Source organism: Streptomyces mangrovisoli (assembly GCF_000974985.2).
Taxonomy (GTDB): Bacteria; Actinomycetota; Actinomycetes; order Streptomycetales; family Streptomycetaceae; genus Streptomyces; species Streptomyces mangrovisoli.
Window position 1 is genome coordinate 1 of record NZ_LAVA02000116.1, and the last position, 15,822, is coordinate 15,822.

Consider the following 15,822-nt stretch of genomic DNA (forward strand, 5'->3'; position numbering starts at 1 on the left):
GCTGCTGCCGGGGGTGCCGACACCGGCCTCCGGGCAGAGCATCCATGCGCTGACGGCTCCCGTGGTCGCGGGTGCGGCGGTGGTGTCCCCCCTGGTGCGTCCGCTGAACGAGTCGTCCCTCGACCTGACGTCCCTGTCCCCACCCCCCACCAGCAACCCTGACCGACGAGTCCTCACCTGCGGCCCGGCGTGGGCACGACCGCGGGTGTTCGGCTCCGGCGAGAACTGACTGATACGTCACAGGGCAGATGGCCTCACCCGGTACCGCAAGGCAAACAACGCGAAAAACCAGCCCCATGCCTGCACCCGGACACCTCGGGACGGTACCGGTCGGACAGGTACGCCGGGTACGGTTGACCGACCGAGGACATCGCAAGGAGCTTTCAGGTGTTCAATGACATAGGGCCTCTCGAGCTCGTGACGATCGTCGTCCTTGCCGTGCTCGTCTTCGGTCCGGACAAGCTCCCGAAGGTCATCCAGGACGTCACGCGGACGATCCGGAAGATCCGGGAGTTCTCGGAGAGCGCCAAGCAGGACATCCGCGCCGAGCTCGGCCCCGAGTTCAAGGACTTCGAGTTCGAGGACCTGAACCCGAAGACGTTCGTGCGCAAGCACCTCGACAGCGACGAGCTGGGCCTCAAGGAGATCCGCAACGGCTTCGACCTCCGCAAGGAGATGGCCGAGGTGACCGACGCGGTCAACGGCCACGACGTCGAGGCGTCGGCCGCGGCCGCGACCCCGGCCGTCAACGGCTCCGCCGGCGGCCGTATCGACATGACGAAGAAGCCCGAGGGCCCCGAGCCCGACGAGCGCCCGCCGTTCGACGCGGACGCCACCTGAGCCGACGCCCGCCTGATCGCCGTACGGCACGCTGATCGCCGTACACCGAGGCGGTCGTTGTCGGTCGTACGTCTCTGAACTGCACCTCACGCGCGGGCGCCACGCCCGCGCGTGACGCGTTTCATACTCCGCCCGCGCCGCGCAGGGCGCGAACCGGCCGCCCGCGCGTCGTACGCGCCGGGCGCTTTCGCCGCTGCTCGAACCGGTGTGGCTATGCTGCCAAGTTGTTGCGCGGACCGGACGAGTACGCCCGAAGGGGGGCGGGCCGCCCCGGTCCGACGAGAGCGAGGAGGCGTCCGGGCACATGGAGACGACACGTGGGGCGGTCGCGCAGGCGCCGGCCGCGGAGGGTGAACAACAGTTTCCCTCCGCCCGGCGCACGGTCGACGGCTACCTGCTGGCGCCCTTTCCTTGGTACGGCCTCGACGAGGCGTTCACGGGGCCGCGCTGGCTGATGCAGGTGGGGACGGCGGCCGACGGGGCCGTCGAGCACGGTTCGATCGGGCACGGCGACGAGCCCTCGGTGAAGAACGAGTACGCGGTCGGCTCGGCGGACGAGCCGAAGGAGCGGTTCGCGGTGGTCGTGACCGTCGCCGCCAACCCGGACCGGCGCAGCGCCGACGGCACCGGGCTGCTGGAGGCCACGTCGGTGTCGTCGGCGGCCTGGCTGGCGGGGGTCGGCCTGCTGTCGTTCACCTGGCCCGGCCAGATGGACCACACGCTGCGGGACGACTGGCTGGAGCAGCAGACCGAGACCGCCTGGGTGCTCGCGGACGACCTCGACGGGCCCGACTGGTCGACGCTGTCCCTCCCGGTCGACGGCGTGCCCACGCCCTTCCACTACCGCGAGTCCGAGTTCGGCTGGGTGCTCGCGGGCTCCACGCAGGCGGGGGTCCATGTGGGGGCGTACGGCAGGGGCATGAGCGCGTACGGGCTCGGCTTCGCCGTGATCAAGGATGTGGCGAGCTACGCGTGACCCCGTCCGGGGGGTGAGGGGGCCGAGCCTGGGCCCCTCAGGGGCGCGGGGAACTGCGCGCTCAGCCCCCACCGGGCCGCGGTCGCGAATCGACGCTCTGCCCCCGTGCGGGCGCGTCGTGGCTGGTCGCGCAGTTCCCCGCGCCCCTGAGGGGGCTGCCGCCGAGCCCGCTGCAGGCGGCCCCGTCAGAACTTGTTCTTGGGCGTGATTCCCAGCGACAGGCCGGAGAGCCCCCGCTGGCGGCCGCCGAGCTTGCCCGCGATCGCGCGCAGCGCGGAGCCCGCGGGGCTCGACGGGTCGGTCAGTACCACCGGCCTGCCCTCGTCGCCGCCCTCGCGCAGGCGGACGTCGATCGGGATGGAGCCGAGGACCGGGACCGTGGCGCCGGTCGTGCGGGTCAGGCCGTCGGCGACCGTCTGGCCGCCGCCCGTGCCGAAGACGTCGACCATCTCGCCGCAGTGCGGGCAGGGCAGGCCGGACATGTTCTCGACCACGCCGACGATCTTCTGGTGGGTCTGCACCGCGATCGAGCCCGCGCGCTCGGCCACCTCGGCCGCCGCCTGCTGAGGCGTCGTCACGACCAGGATCTCCGCGTTCGGGACCAGCTGCGCCACCGAGATCGCGATGTCGCCGGTGCCCGGCGGCAGGTCGAGCAGCAGCACGTCCAGGTCGCCCCAGTACACGTCCGCGAGGAACTGCTGGAGCGCGCGGTGCAGCATCGGGCCGCGCCACACGACCGGCGCGTTGCCCGGGGTGAACATGCCGATGGAGATGACCTTCACGCCGTTCGCCGACGGCGGCATGATCATGTTCTCGACCTGGGTGGGACGGCCGTCCGCGCCCAGCATCCGCGGCACGCTGTGGCCGTAGATGTCGGCGTCGACCACGCCCACCTTCAGGCCGTCGGCGGCCATCGCCGCCGCCAGGTTCACCGTCACCGAGGACTTGCCGACGCCGCCCTTGCCGGAGGCGACCGCGTAGACGCGGGTCAGGCTGCCCGGCTTGGCGAAGGGGACCTCGCGCTCGGTCTGGCCGCCGCGCAGCGCGGTCGCCAGCTCCTTGCGCTGCTCGTCGCTCATCACGTCCAGCTCGACGTCGACGCGGCTGACGCCCTCGACCCGCGCGACCGCCTCGGTCACGCGCTGCGTGATCGTCTCGCGCATCGGGCAGCCCGAGACCGTGAGGTACACGGCGACCGCGACCGCTCCGTCCGCGCCGATCTCCACCGATTTGACCATCCCGAGCTCGGTGATGGGCCGGTTGATCTCGGGGTCGTTCACCGTCGCCAGTGCCTCGCGCACCGCGTCTTCCGTAGCCATAGTGACGATGGTACGGCGCCGGTGGGGGCCTTCGGCCAGCCCCTCAGCGGTCGTCTGCGTCACGCCTGCGTGACCGTTCCGCCGGGAATACGGCATGTCCGCGCTCCCCGTCGAGGTGTCCGCGGTCCTCCAGCTCCTTCATCAGGTCCTGGAGTTCGGAGCGGATCCAGTCGCGGGTGGCGACCTCGCCGAGGCCCATGCGCAGTGCGGCGATCTCCCGGGTCAGGTACTCGGTGTCGGCGATCGAGCGCTCGTTCTGCTTGCGGTCCTGCTCCAGGTTGACCCGGTCGCGGTCGTCCTGCCGGTTCTGCGCGAGCAGGATCAGCGGGGCGGCGTAGGACGCCTGGAGGGACAGCATCAGCGTCAGGAAGATGAACGGGTAGCTGTCGAACCTGAGGGCCGTGGGAGCGAAGATGTTCCACAGGACCCACACCACGATGACGATCGTCATCCAGACGATGAACCGTCCGGTGCCCAGGAAGCGCGCGATGCGCTCCGACAGGCGCCCGAACGCCTCCGGGTCCCACTCGGGCAGCAGCCGGCGGCGCGGCGGCCGCGGCTGGTCCAGCCGCGCGCGCGGGCGGGGCGCGGCGGTGGCGCCGGAGGGCGCGCGGTCGCGGGCGGCGGCGCCGGAGGAGGCCCGGTCGCGGGCGGGCGTCTCGCGCTCAGGCGCCATGGATGGCCGCCCCCTGCCCCTCGTCGAGCCCGTCGTCGAGATGGAACTCCGTCTCCCGCCAGTCCTCGGGCAGCATGTGGTCGAGCACGTCGTCGACGGTGACGGCGCCGAGCAGCGAGCCCGCCTCGTCGACGACGGGCGCCGCGACCATGTCGTACGTCGCGAAGAACCCGGCGACGACCGGCAGCGCGGCGTCCGGCGCGAGCGCCTGGAGGTCGTCGTCGAGCAGCGCGCTGACCAGGGTGTACGGCGGGTCGCGCAGCAGCCGCTGGAAGTGCACCGTGCCGAGGTACTTGCCGGTGGGGGTGTCGTCGGGCGGGCGGCAGACGTAGACCTGGGCGGCGAGCGCCGGCGACAGGTCGGGGTTGCGGACCCGGGCGAGCGCGTCGGCGACGGTCGCGTCGGGCCGCAGCACGATCGGTTCGGTGGTCATCAGACCGCCCGCCGTGTGCTCCTCGTACTGCATCAGACGGCGCATGTCGGCCGCGTCGTCCGGCTCCATCAGGGACAGCAGCCGTTCCTGTTCCTCCGTGGGCAGTTCGGAGAGCAGGTCGGCGGCGTCGTCGGGGTCCATCGCCTCCAGCACGTCCGCGGCGCGCTCCTCCTTGAGCTTGCCGAGGATCTCGATCTGGTCGTCCTCCGGCAGCTCCTCCAGTACGTCGGCGAGCCGGTCGTCGTCGAGGGCGTTGGCCACCTCGGCGCGCCGCTTGGGGGAGAGGTGGTGCATCACGTTGGCCAGGTCGGCGGGGCGCAGCTGCTCGAAGGTGGCCAGCAGGTTCTCGGCGCCCTGCCCGTACTCCTCCAGGGAGAAGCCGGTGACGGCCGACCAGTCGACGGTCAGCGTCTCGCCCTTGGCCCGCCGGAAGGCGCCGGTCCTGCGGCCGCGGCGCACGAAGACGCGGTCGATCTCCCAGTCCCGGCGGGCGGGCAGCTGCTGCACGGACAGGTCGAGGACGGTGACCTCCTCGCCGCTCCCGCTGCCGCTTCCGTTCCCGCCTCCACTGCCGGTGAGGGTGACCGTGCGGTCGAGCAGTTCGCCGAAGACCAGCCGCTCGGTGGGCCGCTGTTCGAAGCGGCGGACGTTGAGCACGCCGGTGGTGATGACCTGGCCGGACTCGATGCCGGTCACCCGGGTCATGGGCAGGAAGATGCGGCGCCGGGTGGAGAGTTCGACGACCAGGCCGAGCACGCGCGGCGGTCGGCGGCCTACGCGCAGCACGACGACCACGTCGCGCACCCGGCCCACCTGGTCGCCGTTCGGATCGAAGACGGCGACTCCGGAGAGGTGCGACACGAAGATCCGCGGGACGCCGGCTGCCATGGACTCGGTTTCCTTTGCCTGTTGCCTCTGCTCGGTGGGCTGTTGGCTCGGTTCGGTGGTGGCGTGTGTGGTGCTCGGTGGCTCTTTGCCGTTCTGGGTCGATTGCCCGCTCGGGTGGGCTTCAGGCTAGCCCGTCCCGTTCGGATACGCCCTGGTGAGCGGTCCGGACGGACTGGCTCCGCCAGGGTCCCACGGCCCCGGTACGCTGCCGTACGCCGCTCAGGTCACCCGAGAGAAAGGCAGCCCCACCTGTGACTGTGATGCCCCAGGGACGCACCCGCAGGGCCGTGCTGGTGAGCTCGGTGTGCGCACTGGCCGTGACCGTGCTCGCGGGCTGTGGTGAGGGGGATCCCGACGCGGGAACCAACGGGGTCGGCAAACTGGCGCCCGCCACCATCCAGTCGAGAACGCGCACGGCCGCGGAGGCCGCGTCGACGGTACGGCTGTCGGGGACCGTCGTCACGAGCGGGCGCAGCTACACCCTGGACATGCGGCTGAAGGCCGACGGCGGCACGGGGTCGGTGACCTCCGAGGGGGCCACCTTCCGGTTGCTGCGGACGGGCGACGCGCTGTACCTGAAGGCGAACGCCGACTTCTGGAACCACGCCGACGACGGCAAGGACAGCGGCGGCTCGGGGGCGGCGGACTCGCTCGACGGCAAGTACGTGAAGGTGCCGAAGGACGATCCGACGTACAAGAAGTTCAGCGGGTTCACCGACAAGGACGTGCTGCTGGAGTCGCTGCTGACGCTGCACGGCACGCTTGCCGCGGACGGCCATCACGAGCAGTCCGGCACCCGCACGATCCGTATCACCGGCGACGGGGGCACCGGCGGCACGCTGGACGTCTCCCTGGAGGGCAAGCCGTATCCGCTCCGGCTGGAGCGCGGGGGCGGGGCGGGGGCCCTCCGGTTCTCGGACTGGGGAAAGTCGTTCACGGTGCGGGTGCCGGCGGCGGGCGACACAGTGGACTACGGAGCGCAGCTCCCTACGTCCTGACGGACGGGTTCGGTCCTGTGCGGGTCCGTGCGTGGTGCCCGCGCAGTTCCCGGCGCCCCTGTTCTTTTGGGGGCGCGGGGAACTGCGCGAGCAACCACGCACGGACCCGCGGAGTCCATACGGCCTTGACAGGGGCCCGGGGCCGTTACTTCTTGCGGCCCCGTCGGGCCAGCAGCCGCGGAAGCGCCGCAGGCATCGCGCGCCGGGTCGTCGCCGGGCTGGGCAGCGGGGCCTCGGACAGCGGCCCGTCCGGCAGCGCGGCCGTCGCCCCCGTCGGGGTCAGCCGCAGCACCCGGCACTCGCGCGCCCACCGCTCCGGCATGGCCTCGCCGTCCGGCGCGTTGAGCCGCTTGCCCTTCAGCTCGGCGACCGTCTCCGCCCACGCGGGGGAGTCCGCCGCGAGTTCGGCCACCGTCGCCGACCAGGTGACCAGCCGGCCGCCCTTGTCCTTGCTGCGGACGGTGACCTCCGCGGTGCCGCCGTCGACGAGAGACGGCAGCGGCTGCTCACCGGGCCCGTCGCCGACCAGGCACAGCGCGCCGTCGTGCCAGACGTGCCACAGCGCGCGCACCGGGCTGCCGGGCCCCTGGACCCAGACGAGGCCGGACTTCTTGGTGGCCTCCTCGACGAGGGCCTGGTCGAGCAGCTGCTTTGTCATGGGCGCAGCCTACCGAGGGCGGGGCAGGCCCCGGGCGGGCCGTTCAGAGCCAGCCGTTGCGCTTCAGGGTGCGGTGGATACCGAGGCAGACGGCCGCCGTGACACTGAGGATCAGCGGGTAGCCGTACCTCCAGTGCAGTTCCGGCATGTACTGGAAGTTCATGCCGTACACCCCGGCGACCATCGTCGGCACGGCGAAGATCGCAGCCCACGAGGTGATCTTGCGCATGTCCTCGTTCTGCGCGACGGACGCCTGCGCGAGGTTGGCCTGGAGGATGGAGTTGAGCAGTTCGTCGAAGCCGATGACCTGCTCCTGCACCCGGGTGAGATGGTCGGCGACGTCCCGGAAGTACTTCTGGATGTCCGGGTCGATCAGCCGCATCGGCCGCTCGCTCAGCAGCTGCATGGGCCGCAGCAGCGGGGAGACGGCCCGCTTGAACTCCAGCACCTCGCGCTTGAGCTGGTAGATCCGGGCCGAGTCGACACCGCGCGACACGCCGCCGCGCGGGCCGGGCGAGAAGACCTCGGTCTCCACCTCGTCGATGTCGTCCTGGAGCGCGTCGGCCACCGCAAGATAGCCGTCGACCACGTGGTCCGCGATGGCGTGCAGCACCGCTGACGGGCCGTTGGACAGCAGCTCGGGGTCGTCCTCCAGGCGGTGCCGCAGCGCACGCAGCGAGCCCTGGCCGCCGTGCCGGACGGTGATGAAGAAGTCCCGCCCGGTGAAGCACATGACCTCGCCGGTCTCGACGACCTCGCTGGTCGCGGTGAGCTGGTCGTGCTCGACGTAGTGGATCGTCTTGAAGACGGTGAACAGCGAGTCGTCGTAGCGCTCCAGCTTGGGCCGCTGGTGCGCCTGCACGGCGTCCTCCACGGCCAGCGGGTGCAGCCCGAACTCCCGCGCGATCCCGGCGAATTCGCCCTCGGTCGGCTCGTGCAGCCCGATCCAGACGAAGCCGCCGTCGCGGCGCACCCGGCGCATCGCCTCGTGCGGGGTGAGCGGCTGGGGCGTGGCCAGCCGGATGCCGTCGCGGTAGACGGCGCAGTCGACCACGGCCGACGGCGTCGCGGGGTCGCGGGTGGTGTCGTACGCGCCGGTGTCCTTGCGGATGTCCTTGCGCACCGACGGACGGGTCGGGCGGACCGCGGCACGCAGGTCTCGGATCATCGACATGGCAGGCTCCTTCGCAACGAGCAGCGCGCAAGCGCCGGCGACGGGTGGAACTGCCCGGAATGAGGACGTCCTGCGGGGGGTCCCGCCCCACGGGGCAGGGCAAGGATGTTTGGTACGTCCACAAAGCGGGGAGCACCGCACCGTTGCGGTGGCGTACTTCGCTGCTTGATTCAGATCAGACAGATCAGGCAGAACGAAACGAAGTGCTCTTCCGAGAGACGCGCATGACGACGCGAATGTGAGAGGTGGCAGCCGGCCGGAACGAGAGCAGCAGCTACGTCAGCGGTGGGAAGAGCGAGTGGTACTGCACGGGTGACTTCGATCCATGACAGCCCCACCTCCTCCAGCCGGTCCCCCGTGAGGGACGGTCCGCTCCCCGTGAGGGGATTCTCGGCGACGTCGGGACTTGACCGCGATGCTTCTGCATGCTGCCCGAACCGCCGACTCACAGTACCAGTCGGCCGATGTGTCAAGGCGCGGCTTTGCCCGGTACTGACGAGTTCTATGCTCACCGCATGGTTGATGTTCTTGCTCTGGTCGAGGCCCGGTTGACCACGGCGCTGGGCGAACCGGACGCGCGCGCGGCGGTCACCTTCCTCGGCACCGATCGCATCGAGGTGCTGCGCTTCCCGGGGGAGGACGTCGTCCGCTACGCCACCCTCGGCATGTCGGCACACCCCATGACGGACCCCACGGCGCTGGTCGCCGACCCCGTCCAGGGTCCGCGCGCCGAGCTGGTCCTGTCCGTGCGGCGGGGTGTCGCGGACACCGACAAGGTGCTGCGCCCGCTGGCCGTGCTCGCCGCGTCTCCGCAGGTCGAGGGCGTGGTCGTGGCGCCGGGCAGTTCTCTGGACGTGGGTGAGGCGCTGTGGCCGGGCGCGCCCTTCAGCTCGGTCCTGGTGGCCGAGGCGGGCGGCCTGGTCGAGGACCTGGAACTCGACGCGCCGCTCGACCCCGTGCGGTTCCTGCCGCTGCTGCCGATGACGCCGAACGAGGCGGCCTGGAAGCGGGTGCACGGCGCCCAGGCGCTCCAGGAGCGCTGGCTGACGAACGGGACGGACCTGAGGGATCCCTCCCGCAGGTCCGTCCCGCTGGACTGACCGGCCCGGCCGAGGGTGAGCAAGCTCACCGAATCCTGGCCGGGACACGTCAGTAGGTAAAGACGCCGCCATGAGGCGTCAGTTGGGGAGGCGTCAGCCGGCGAAGACGCCCACACCGTCCTCGGTGGCGTGCGCCGGGGTCAGCTCCTCCGCCTCGTGGGTGAGTGCCTTGCGCCGTACGACGACCACGACCGCGCCGAGCAGCGCGGTGACCGCCGCGACCACGAACGGCACGTGGATGTCGGCCCATTCCTCGATCTTCGGCGCGAAGTACGGGGCCGCGGCGGCCGCGAACCAGCGGACGAAGTTGTAGCCCGCGCTCGCCACCGGGCGCGGCGCGTCGGACACGCCGAGGGCCAGCTCGGTGTAGACCGTGTTGTTCACGCCGATGAACGCGCCGGAGAGGATCGTGCAGACCACCGCGGTGGTGTGGCTGCCGTACCCGAGGACCAGGACGTCGGCCGCGAGCAGCACGAGCGAGCCGCCGAGCACCGTCAGCGAGCCGAACCGCTTCTGCATCCGCGGCGCCACGACCACCGAGAACACGGCGAGCAGCAGACCCCAGGCGAAGAAGACGGCGCCCGACCGGTACGGCGTCATGTTCAGCACGAACGGCGTGAAGGCCAGCACGGTGAAGAACGTGTAGTTGTAGAAGAACGCCGAGACCGCCGCCGAGGCGAGTCCGCCGTGGCCGAGCGCCTTCAGCGGGTCCAGCAGCGACGTCTTGCGCGCGGGCTTCGGCTGCTCCTTCAGGAACGCCGTGATGCACAGGAAGCCGATCGCCATCAGGGACGCGGTGCCGAAGAAGGGGTAGCGCCAGCTCATGTTGCCGAGCAGCGCGCCGACCAGCGGTCCGCAGGCCATGCCCAGGCCGAGCGCGGACTCGTAGAGCAGGATCGCCGCCGCGCTGCCGCCGGCCGCCGCGCCGACGATCACCGCGAGGGCGGTCGAGACGAACAGCGCGTTGCCGAGGCCCCAGCCCGCCCGGAAGCCGACCAGCTGGCCGACCGTGCCGGAGGTGCCGGCCAGGCCCGCGAAGACCACCACGAGCGCGAGGCCGAGCAGCAGCGTCTTGCGGCCGCCGATGCGGCTGGAGACGAAGCCGGTGAGCAGCATCGCGACGGCGGTGATCAGGAAGTACGAGGTGAACAGCAGCGAGACCTGGCTGGCGGTGGCGTGCAGGCCGGTGGCGATGGACGGCAGGATCGGGTCCACGAGCCCGATGCCCATGAAGGCCACGACGGACGCGCCGGCCGTCGCCCACACGGCCTTCGGCTGCCGCAGGATGCCGCCTGCTCCCGCGTCGAACGGGTCGGCCATGATTCCCTCCGGAACTAGTTGGTATATGCACACAGTAAGTTAGCTCAGCTAATTAATGCAAGCTACATCTAAAACTGGGCGGCGCGTCGCTCCCGCCGGACGGGTGATCGTCCTTGACGTGGGGGAGCAGGGGTAGGACCGTGGGGCCCTATGAGGGGCGAACCCAGTTGCCCGAAGTGTGGTGGCCGGGTCAGGGCTCCCGGACTCTTCGCCGACACCTGGCAGTGCGACGTGCACGGGACCGTGCATCCGGTGCAGCCCGTGATCCCGCCCAGCGTGGAGGCCCTCGGCGTCGTCGTGCACCGCACCCAGGTGCCGGTGTGGATGCCGTGGCCGCTGCCCGTCGGCTGGCTGTTCACGGGCGTGGCCTGCGCCGGCGACGACCGCAGCGGCGGCCGGGCCACGGCCGTTGCCTGCTCGGGACCCGGCCCGCTCGGCGGCATGGGCGAGCTGATCCTGGTCGCCGAGGAACTGGGCGTCGGTCTCGGCGCGCGCTACGCGGGGGTGGACGGCCCGGACCCCGGCCCGTCCATGAACGTCGAGAAACCACCGCAGGCCAAGGTGCTCGCCGCGGGGCGGCCCACCCCGCTCTGGCATGTCTCCGGCTCCCCGACCGACCGCGCCGTCTTCGCCGGCGAGGCGCTCGGCCTGTGGCTCTGGGCCGTCGTCTGGCCCGAGCAGTCCGGACTGCTGATGTACGACGAGCTGGTGCTGACCGACCTCCGGGACGCCGGCGCCGAGCTGGACCTGGTGCCCTGCGGGGCGCTGTCGCCGCGGCTGCTCGAACCCTGAGGGCGCGCTGTGGACGCCGTGTGCCGGTAGGGGGCGTACGGCCGCTTCGGGTGTGACAGGGCACCTCCGTGGCCCCGCTATCCTTGGGTGTCCGCCTTCCCACCGTCCCCCTTGGAGCAGCCGCCGTGCGCATCGATCTGCACTGCCACTCCACGGCCTCCGACGGCACGGACACCCCCGCCGAACTGGTGCGGGCCGGCGCCGCGGCCGGCCTGGACGTCATGGCGCTGACCGACCACGACACCACCCGGGGCCACGCCGAGGCGATCGCCGCGCTGCCCGCCGGGCTCACCCTCGTGACCGGCGCCGAGCTGTCGTGCCGCCTCGACGGCGTCAGCATGCACATGCTGGCCTACCTCTTCGACCCCGAGGAGCCCGCCCTGCTCGCCGAGCGCGAGCTGGTCCGCGACGACCGGGTGCCGCGCGCCCAGGGCATGGTTGCCAAGCTCGCCGCGCTCGGCGTGCCGATCACCTGGGAGCAGGTCGAGCGGATCGCCGCGGGCGGCTCCGTCGGACGCCCGCACGTGGCCACCGCGCTGGTCGAGCTGGGCGTCGTACCGACCGTGAACGACGCCTTCACCGGGGAGTGGCTCGCCGACGGCGGGCGCGGCTACGTGGAGAAGCACGAGACCGACCCCTTCGAGGCGATCCGGCTGGTCAAGGGCGCGGGCGGGGTCTGCGTCTTCGCCCACCCGGCCGCCGCCAAGCGTGGCCGCACGGTCCCCGAGTCGGCGATCGCCGAACTGGCCGCGGCCGGCCTCGACGGCATCGAGGTCGACCACATGGACCACGACCCGGCGACGCGGGACCGCCTGCGCGGGCTCGCCAAGGACCTGGACCTGCTGGTCACCGGGTCCAGCGACTACCACGGCACCCGCAAGACGGTGGCCCTCGGCGCGTACGCCACGGACCCCGAGGTCTACGGCGAGATCACCCGCCGCGCGACCGGCGCGTTCCCGGTCCCGGGGGCGGGCGGAAACTGACGCCTCGGGCTGCGCCCGGCTCGGTTGCCGACGGCTTGGGCTGCGCCCGGCTCGGTTTTTGGCGGCTTGGGCTGCGCCCGGCTCGGTTGTCGGCGGGTGGGCTGCGTCCCGTCGCGCTTCACCGAAGCCCCGCAAAGGGGCGCGGGGAACTGCGCGCCCGGCCACGACGCGTCCCGCACCCGACTACGACAGCAGCGCCGAGACCGGCACCCGCTCGCGTGACCGCCGCCGTTCGCCGAAGCCCCGCAAAGGGGCGCGGGGAACTGCGCGCCCGGCCACGACGCGTCCCGCACCCGACCACGACACCAGCACCCGATCGACACCCCTCCTCGACGAACGATCCGACCGCCCAGGTCACCCCGTCCGGCCGGACCGCCCAGGTCACCCCGTCCGGCCGGACCGCCCAGGTCACCCCGTCGGGCCGGACCGCCCAGGTCACCCCGTCGGGCCGGACCGCCCAGGTCACCCCGCTCACCCTCCTACCTCCGCAAGGCCCCTCACACCGATGTTCGACGTCGCCGTTTTCGGCTCCCTGTTCCTGACCCTCTTCGTCATCATGGATCCCCCGGGGATCACCCCGATCTTCCTCGCGCTGACCGCGGGCCGCCCCGCCAAGGTGCAGAAGCGGATGGCCTTCCAGGCCGTCTGCGTGGCCGGCGGAGTCATCGCCGTCTTCGGCCTGCTGGGCCACCAGATCCTCGACTACCTGCACGTCTCCGTGCCCGCGCTGATGATCGCGGGCGGGCTGCTGCTCCTGCTGATCGCCCTCGACCTGCTGACCGGCAAGACCGACGAGCCGCAGCAGACCAAGGACGTCAACGTGGCGCTGGTGCCGCTGGGGATGCCGCTGCTCGCGGGCCCCGGCGCGATCGTGTCCGTCATCCTGGCCGTGCAGAGGGCCGACAGCGTGGCCACGCAGGTCTCGGTGTGGTCGGCGATCCTCGCGATCCACGTCGTGCTGTGGCTGACCATGCGCTACTCGCTGCTGATCATCAAGGTCATCAAGGACGGCGGCGTGGTCCTGGTGACCCGGCTCGCGGGCATGATGCTCTCCGCGATCGCCGTGCAGCAGATCATCAACGGCGTTCTCCAGGTGATCCACTCGGCGTGAGCCGGCCGCCCCGCAGGGCGGACGGGGCGCGGCGGCGCGGTCGGGGCGCGGCGGCGCGGTCCACGCACAGAGCCCCCGCACGGCGTCATGCCGTACGGGGGCTCCGAAGCTTTCGCGGTGCTCCGCGTCCGTCGTCGTCGACCGGATGTGGTCGATCAGATGTGGTTGACCAGCCGATCAGGCAGGTGCTGTCGATCAGATGTCGTCGAAGGCCGTCGCGTCACGAGGCCGTGGTCTCGGCGGGCCGGATCCACAGCCGCTGCCCGATGGCCGCGGCCTGCTGCACGATCCGGTTGACGGAGGCGGCGTCCACGACGGTGCTGTCCACGGGCGTCCCGTCGACCTCGTCGAGTCGCATGATTTCGAAGCGCATAGCTTCTCCCTTCGTCCTTGTGGTTCCGCTCCAGTCAACGGTCTGCGTGTTACAAACATTCCCTACGCTAAATAAATTTTTCGAACGTCTAACTACTGACCGGTAAGATGAGCCGACCCGACCGACCGGGACCGGTTGTGTTCGCAGCGTGACCGCCGGGACAATGGGGGGCGATGAACGACGACCTCGCCACCCTCCAGGCCCGCATCGACCGCACGAACGAGCTGCTGCAGCGCATGCTCGCCGAGGTGGCGAAGACGCCTTCGACCCACGCGATCTTCGTGGACGCCGGGTACCTGTACGCGGCGGCGGGCCGGCTGGTCGCCGGGACCGAGGACCGCCGGGCCTTCGACCTCGACGCCGAGGGCCTGATCGAGGCGCTGATCGACAAGGCGCGCACCATCTTCGCCGACAGCCGACTGCTGCGCGTCTACTGGTACGACGGCGCCCGGCGCCGCATCCACACGGCCGAACAGCAGTGCATCGCCGAACTCCCCGACGTGAAGGTGCGGTTGGGCAATCTCAACGCCAACAACCAGCAGAAGGGCGTGGATTCGCTGATCCGCAGCGATCTCGAATCCCTCGCCCGGCACCGCGCCATCAGCGACGCGGCCCTGCTAGGCGGCGACGAGGACCTGGTCTCGGCGGTGGAGGCGGCACAGGGCTACGGCGCCCGGGTGCACCTCTGGGGCATCGAGGCCCCCGAGGGCCGCAACCAGGCCGAGCCCCTGCTCTGGGAGGTCGACAGCCAGCGCACGCTGGACCTCGAGTTCTTCAAGCCGTACGTGGCGCGGCGCACGGCGCCCGCCTACGAGACCGCGCCCGCCACCACCCGGCCGACACGGGAGGACGTGCGGTTCGTCGGCGCCCAGATCGCCGCGAAGTGGCTGTCGGCCCGGGGCCGCGAGTCGCTGGTCGAGCTGCTTCCCGGCCATCCCTACCTGCCGGGCCCGGTCGACCAGGACCTGCTGGTGGAGGCCGAGGGCCTGCTCCAGTACTCCCTGCGCGGCCAGGCGGACCTGCGCCGCGCGCTGCGGGACGGTTTCTGGGACCACCTTCAGACGCAGTACTGAGCACCTGAGCACCTGAGCACCTGGGCGCCCCGGGGTGCCGTGAGGGGTTGCCGTGCCAGGTGCCGCGAGAGGTGCCGTGAGTGGTGCCAGGCTGACCCGCGAAGGGCGCGGCCTAGCGGTGCCCGCGTCCGTCCGGATGCGCGTCCCAGAAGTCGGCCAGGGCCCGCGCCGTGGCCTCGGGCCGCTCGGTGTTGGGGGAGTGCTCGGCGCCCGGGACGACCGTCCGGTGGGCGCCCAGCCGCCGCGCCATGTCGTCGAGCAGCGACACCGGCCAGGCGTCGTCCCGCGCCCCCGACAGCACATGGAACGGCAGCGGTACGGCGGCCAGTTCGGCGATCCGGTCCGGCTCCACGCACAACTGCCGTCCGGTGACCCGGAGTTGTGCGGGGCTGGTCCCGAGCCACCTGCGGCGCAGGCCCTCCTGGACCTCGCGCCCGGCCTCCGGATCGGCCCCGGTCTCGGTGTCCTCGGGCGGCTCCATCGCCTGGATGGCTTCCCACACCTCGTCCATCGACATCACCGCGAGCGCGTCCAGGAGCAGCTTGACCCGGTCCTGTTGGCCGCGGGTGATGGGGCCGGGGCCCGAGGCCATCAGCGTGAACGAGACGAACGGCCCGTGGTCGAGCAGGACGGCCGCCCGCCCGATGACCCCGCCCAGCGAGTGCCCGAGCAGATGCACGGGGGCGCCGACCGCCTCGGCCTGCGCCAGCACATCGCGCGCCAACTCCTCCTGCGCGTAGGCGGATTCGTCGTCGGCCGGGCCGTCGGACTCGTACTGGCCGCGGCCGTCCACGGCGACGGTCCGGTATCCGCGCGCGGCCAGCGGCCCGTGCAGCGGGTTGAAGTCCTCTTTGCTGGCGGTGAATCCGGGCATTAGCAGCGCGACGCCGCGGAACTCGGCGTCGGGCGCCGCGGGCGCGTCGACCACGGCGAACTCCCCGCGCGCGGTGGGCAACCGGTAGGCGCGGGCGCCGGGCGGCGGAACGAAAGTGGGCGGCCTGCTCATGAGGGGAGGCTATCGGGCGGGTCGGACGGGGGTGCGGACGGGAGGGGGAACGGGGGTGAACCGGCGGCGGACCGCCCGGCATCCGCGTACGGCTCGGGGAAC

Annotated in this window: 16 protein-coding genes and 1 pseudogene; 9 read left to right on the top strand and 8 right to left on the bottom strand. The window is 71.7% G+C overall.

Going from position 1 to position 15,822, the window contains the following annotated elements:
* From WN71_RS42380 to WN71_RS35885, 3 genes and pseudogenes are all read left to right on the top strand, one after another.
* Positions 1 to 229 (top strand): annotated as a pseudogene (locus tag WN71_RS42380) (hypothetical protein); the annotation flags it as partial.
* A 158-nt stretch (positions 230 to 387) separates the two neighbouring features.
* Positions 388 to 840 (top strand): sec-independent translocase, encoded by a 453-nt coding sequence (locus tag WN71_RS35880; RefSeq protein ID WP_046590434.1) that lies wholly within the window; start codon positions 388 to 390, stop codon positions 838 to 840.
* A 304-nt stretch (positions 841 to 1,144) separates the two neighbouring features.
* Positions 1,145 to 1,816, top strand: coding sequence for a hypothetical protein (locus tag WN71_RS35885; protein ID WP_206300232.1), 672 nt, complete (start codon positions 1,145 to 1,147; stop codon positions 1,814 to 1,816).
* Between the two features lie 185 nt (positions 1,817 to 2,001).
* On the opposite strand, the gene WN71_RS35890 is transcribed toward WN71_RS35885, so the two are convergent.
* Genes WN71_RS35890 through WN71_RS35900 form a run of 3 tightly spaced genes read right to left on the bottom strand, consistent with a single transcriptional unit; the run spans position 2,002 to position 5,132 of the window.
* The gene (locus WN71_RS35890) at positions 2,002 to 3,135 is read right to left on the bottom strand and encodes an Mrp/NBP35 family ATP-binding protein (protein ID WP_046590432.1); all 1,134 of its coding nucleotides are present in this window, start codon (positions 3,133 to 3,135) and stop codon (positions 2,002 to 2,004) included.
* A 43-nt stretch (positions 3,136 to 3,178) separates the two neighbouring features.
* Positions 3,179 to 3,811, bottom strand: coding sequence for a DUF1003 domain-containing protein (locus tag WN71_RS35895; RefSeq protein ID WP_046590431.1), 633 nt, complete (start codon positions 3,809 to 3,811; stop codon positions 3,179 to 3,181).
* A complete protein-coding gene (locus WN71_RS35900) occupies positions 3,801 to 5,132 on the bottom strand; it encodes a magnesium transporter MgtE N-terminal domain-containing protein (RefSeq protein WP_046590430.1) in 1,332 nt (443 codons plus the stop codon). Before WN71_RS35900 ends, WN71_RS35895 begins: the two co-directional genes overlap by 11 nt.
* Positions 5,133 to 5,383: 251 nt before the next feature.
* Here WN71_RS35900 and WN71_RS35905 point away from each other — a divergent pair, with 251 nt between their 5' ends.
* On the top strand, positions 5,384 to 6,130 hold the full coding sequence (locus tag WN71_RS35905; protein WP_240529884.1) for a hypothetical protein: 747 nt from the start codon (positions 5,384 to 5,386) through the stop codon (positions 6,128 to 6,130).
* 145 nt (positions 6,131 to 6,275) lie between these two features.
* On the opposite strand, the gene WN71_RS35910 is transcribed toward WN71_RS35905, so the two are convergent.
* Both WN71_RS35910 and WN71_RS35915 read right to left on the bottom strand, forming a co-directional pair.
* On the bottom strand, positions 6,276 to 6,788 hold the full coding sequence (locus WN71_RS35910) for a hypothetical protein (RefSeq protein WP_046590428.1): 513 nt from the start codon (positions 6,786 to 6,788) through the stop codon (positions 6,276 to 6,278).
* Between the two features lie 43 nt (positions 6,789 to 6,831).
* The gene (locus WN71_RS35915; protein ID WP_046590427.1) at positions 6,832 to 7,962 is read right to left on the bottom strand and encodes a magnesium and cobalt transport protein CorA; all 1,131 of its coding nucleotides are present in this window, start codon (positions 7,960 to 7,962) and stop codon (positions 6,832 to 6,834) included.
* Between the two features lie 515 nt (positions 7,963 to 8,477).
* Between WN71_RS35915 and WN71_RS35920 the strand changes: the two genes are divergently transcribed.
* Positions 8,478 to 9,062 (top strand): suppressor of fused domain protein, encoded by a 585-nt coding sequence (locus WN71_RS35920; RefSeq protein ID WP_046590426.1) that lies wholly within the window; start codon positions 8,478 to 8,480, stop codon positions 9,060 to 9,062.
* Positions 9,063 to 9,155: 93 nt separating this feature from the next.
* On the opposite strand, the gene WN71_RS35925 is transcribed toward WN71_RS35920, so the two are convergent.
* A complete protein-coding gene (locus WN71_RS35925; RefSeq protein ID WP_046590425.1) occupies positions 9,156 to 10,382 on the bottom strand; it encodes an MFS transporter in 1,227 nt (408 codons plus the stop codon).
* Between the two features lie 150 nt (positions 10,383 to 10,532).
* Between WN71_RS35925 and WN71_RS35930 the strand changes: the two genes are divergently transcribed.
* The 3 genes from WN71_RS35930 (at position 10,533) to WN71_RS35940 (ending at position 13,268) form a co-directional block, all read left to right on the top strand.
* Complete coding sequence (locus tag WN71_RS35930) at positions 10,533 to 11,174, top strand: DUF6758 family protein (protein ID WP_046590424.1); 642 nt, start codon at positions 10,533 to 10,535, stop codon at positions 11,172 to 11,174.
* 125 nt (positions 11,175 to 11,299) lie between these two features.
* A complete protein-coding gene (locus WN71_RS35935) occupies positions 11,300 to 12,157 on the top strand; it encodes a PHP domain-containing protein (RefSeq protein ID WP_046590423.1) in 858 nt (285 codons plus the stop codon).
* A 505-nt stretch (positions 12,158 to 12,662) separates the two neighbouring features.
* Complete coding sequence (locus tag WN71_RS35940) at positions 12,663 to 13,268, top strand: MarC family protein (protein WP_046591230.1); 606 nt, start codon at positions 12,663 to 12,665, stop codon at positions 13,266 to 13,268.
* A gap of 220 nt (positions 13,269 to 13,488) precedes the next feature.
* On the opposite strand, the gene WN71_RS41290 is transcribed toward WN71_RS35940, so the two are convergent.
* Positions 13,489 to 13,641 carry a hypothetical protein gene (locus WN71_RS41290; RefSeq protein WP_093906763.1) on the bottom strand — a complete coding sequence of 51 codons (153 nt, stop codon included), beginning with the start codon at positions 13,639 to 13,641 and terminating at the stop codon, positions 13,489 to 13,491.
* Positions 13,642 to 13,814: 173 nt separating this feature from the next.
* Between WN71_RS41290 and WN71_RS35945 the strand changes: the two genes are divergently transcribed.
* Entirely contained in the window at positions 13,815 to 14,714 is a 900-nt protein-coding gene (locus WN71_RS35945) for an NYN domain-containing protein (protein ID WP_046591229.1), read from the top strand.
* 112 nt (positions 14,715 to 14,826) lie between these two features.
* On the opposite strand, the gene WN71_RS35950 is transcribed toward WN71_RS35945, so the two are convergent.
* Complete coding sequence (locus WN71_RS35950; RefSeq protein WP_206300233.1) at positions 14,827 to 15,720, bottom strand: alpha/beta fold hydrolase; 894 nt, start codon at positions 15,718 to 15,720, stop codon at positions 14,827 to 14,829.
* Between the last annotated feature and the right edge of the window lie 102 nt (positions 15,721 to 15,822).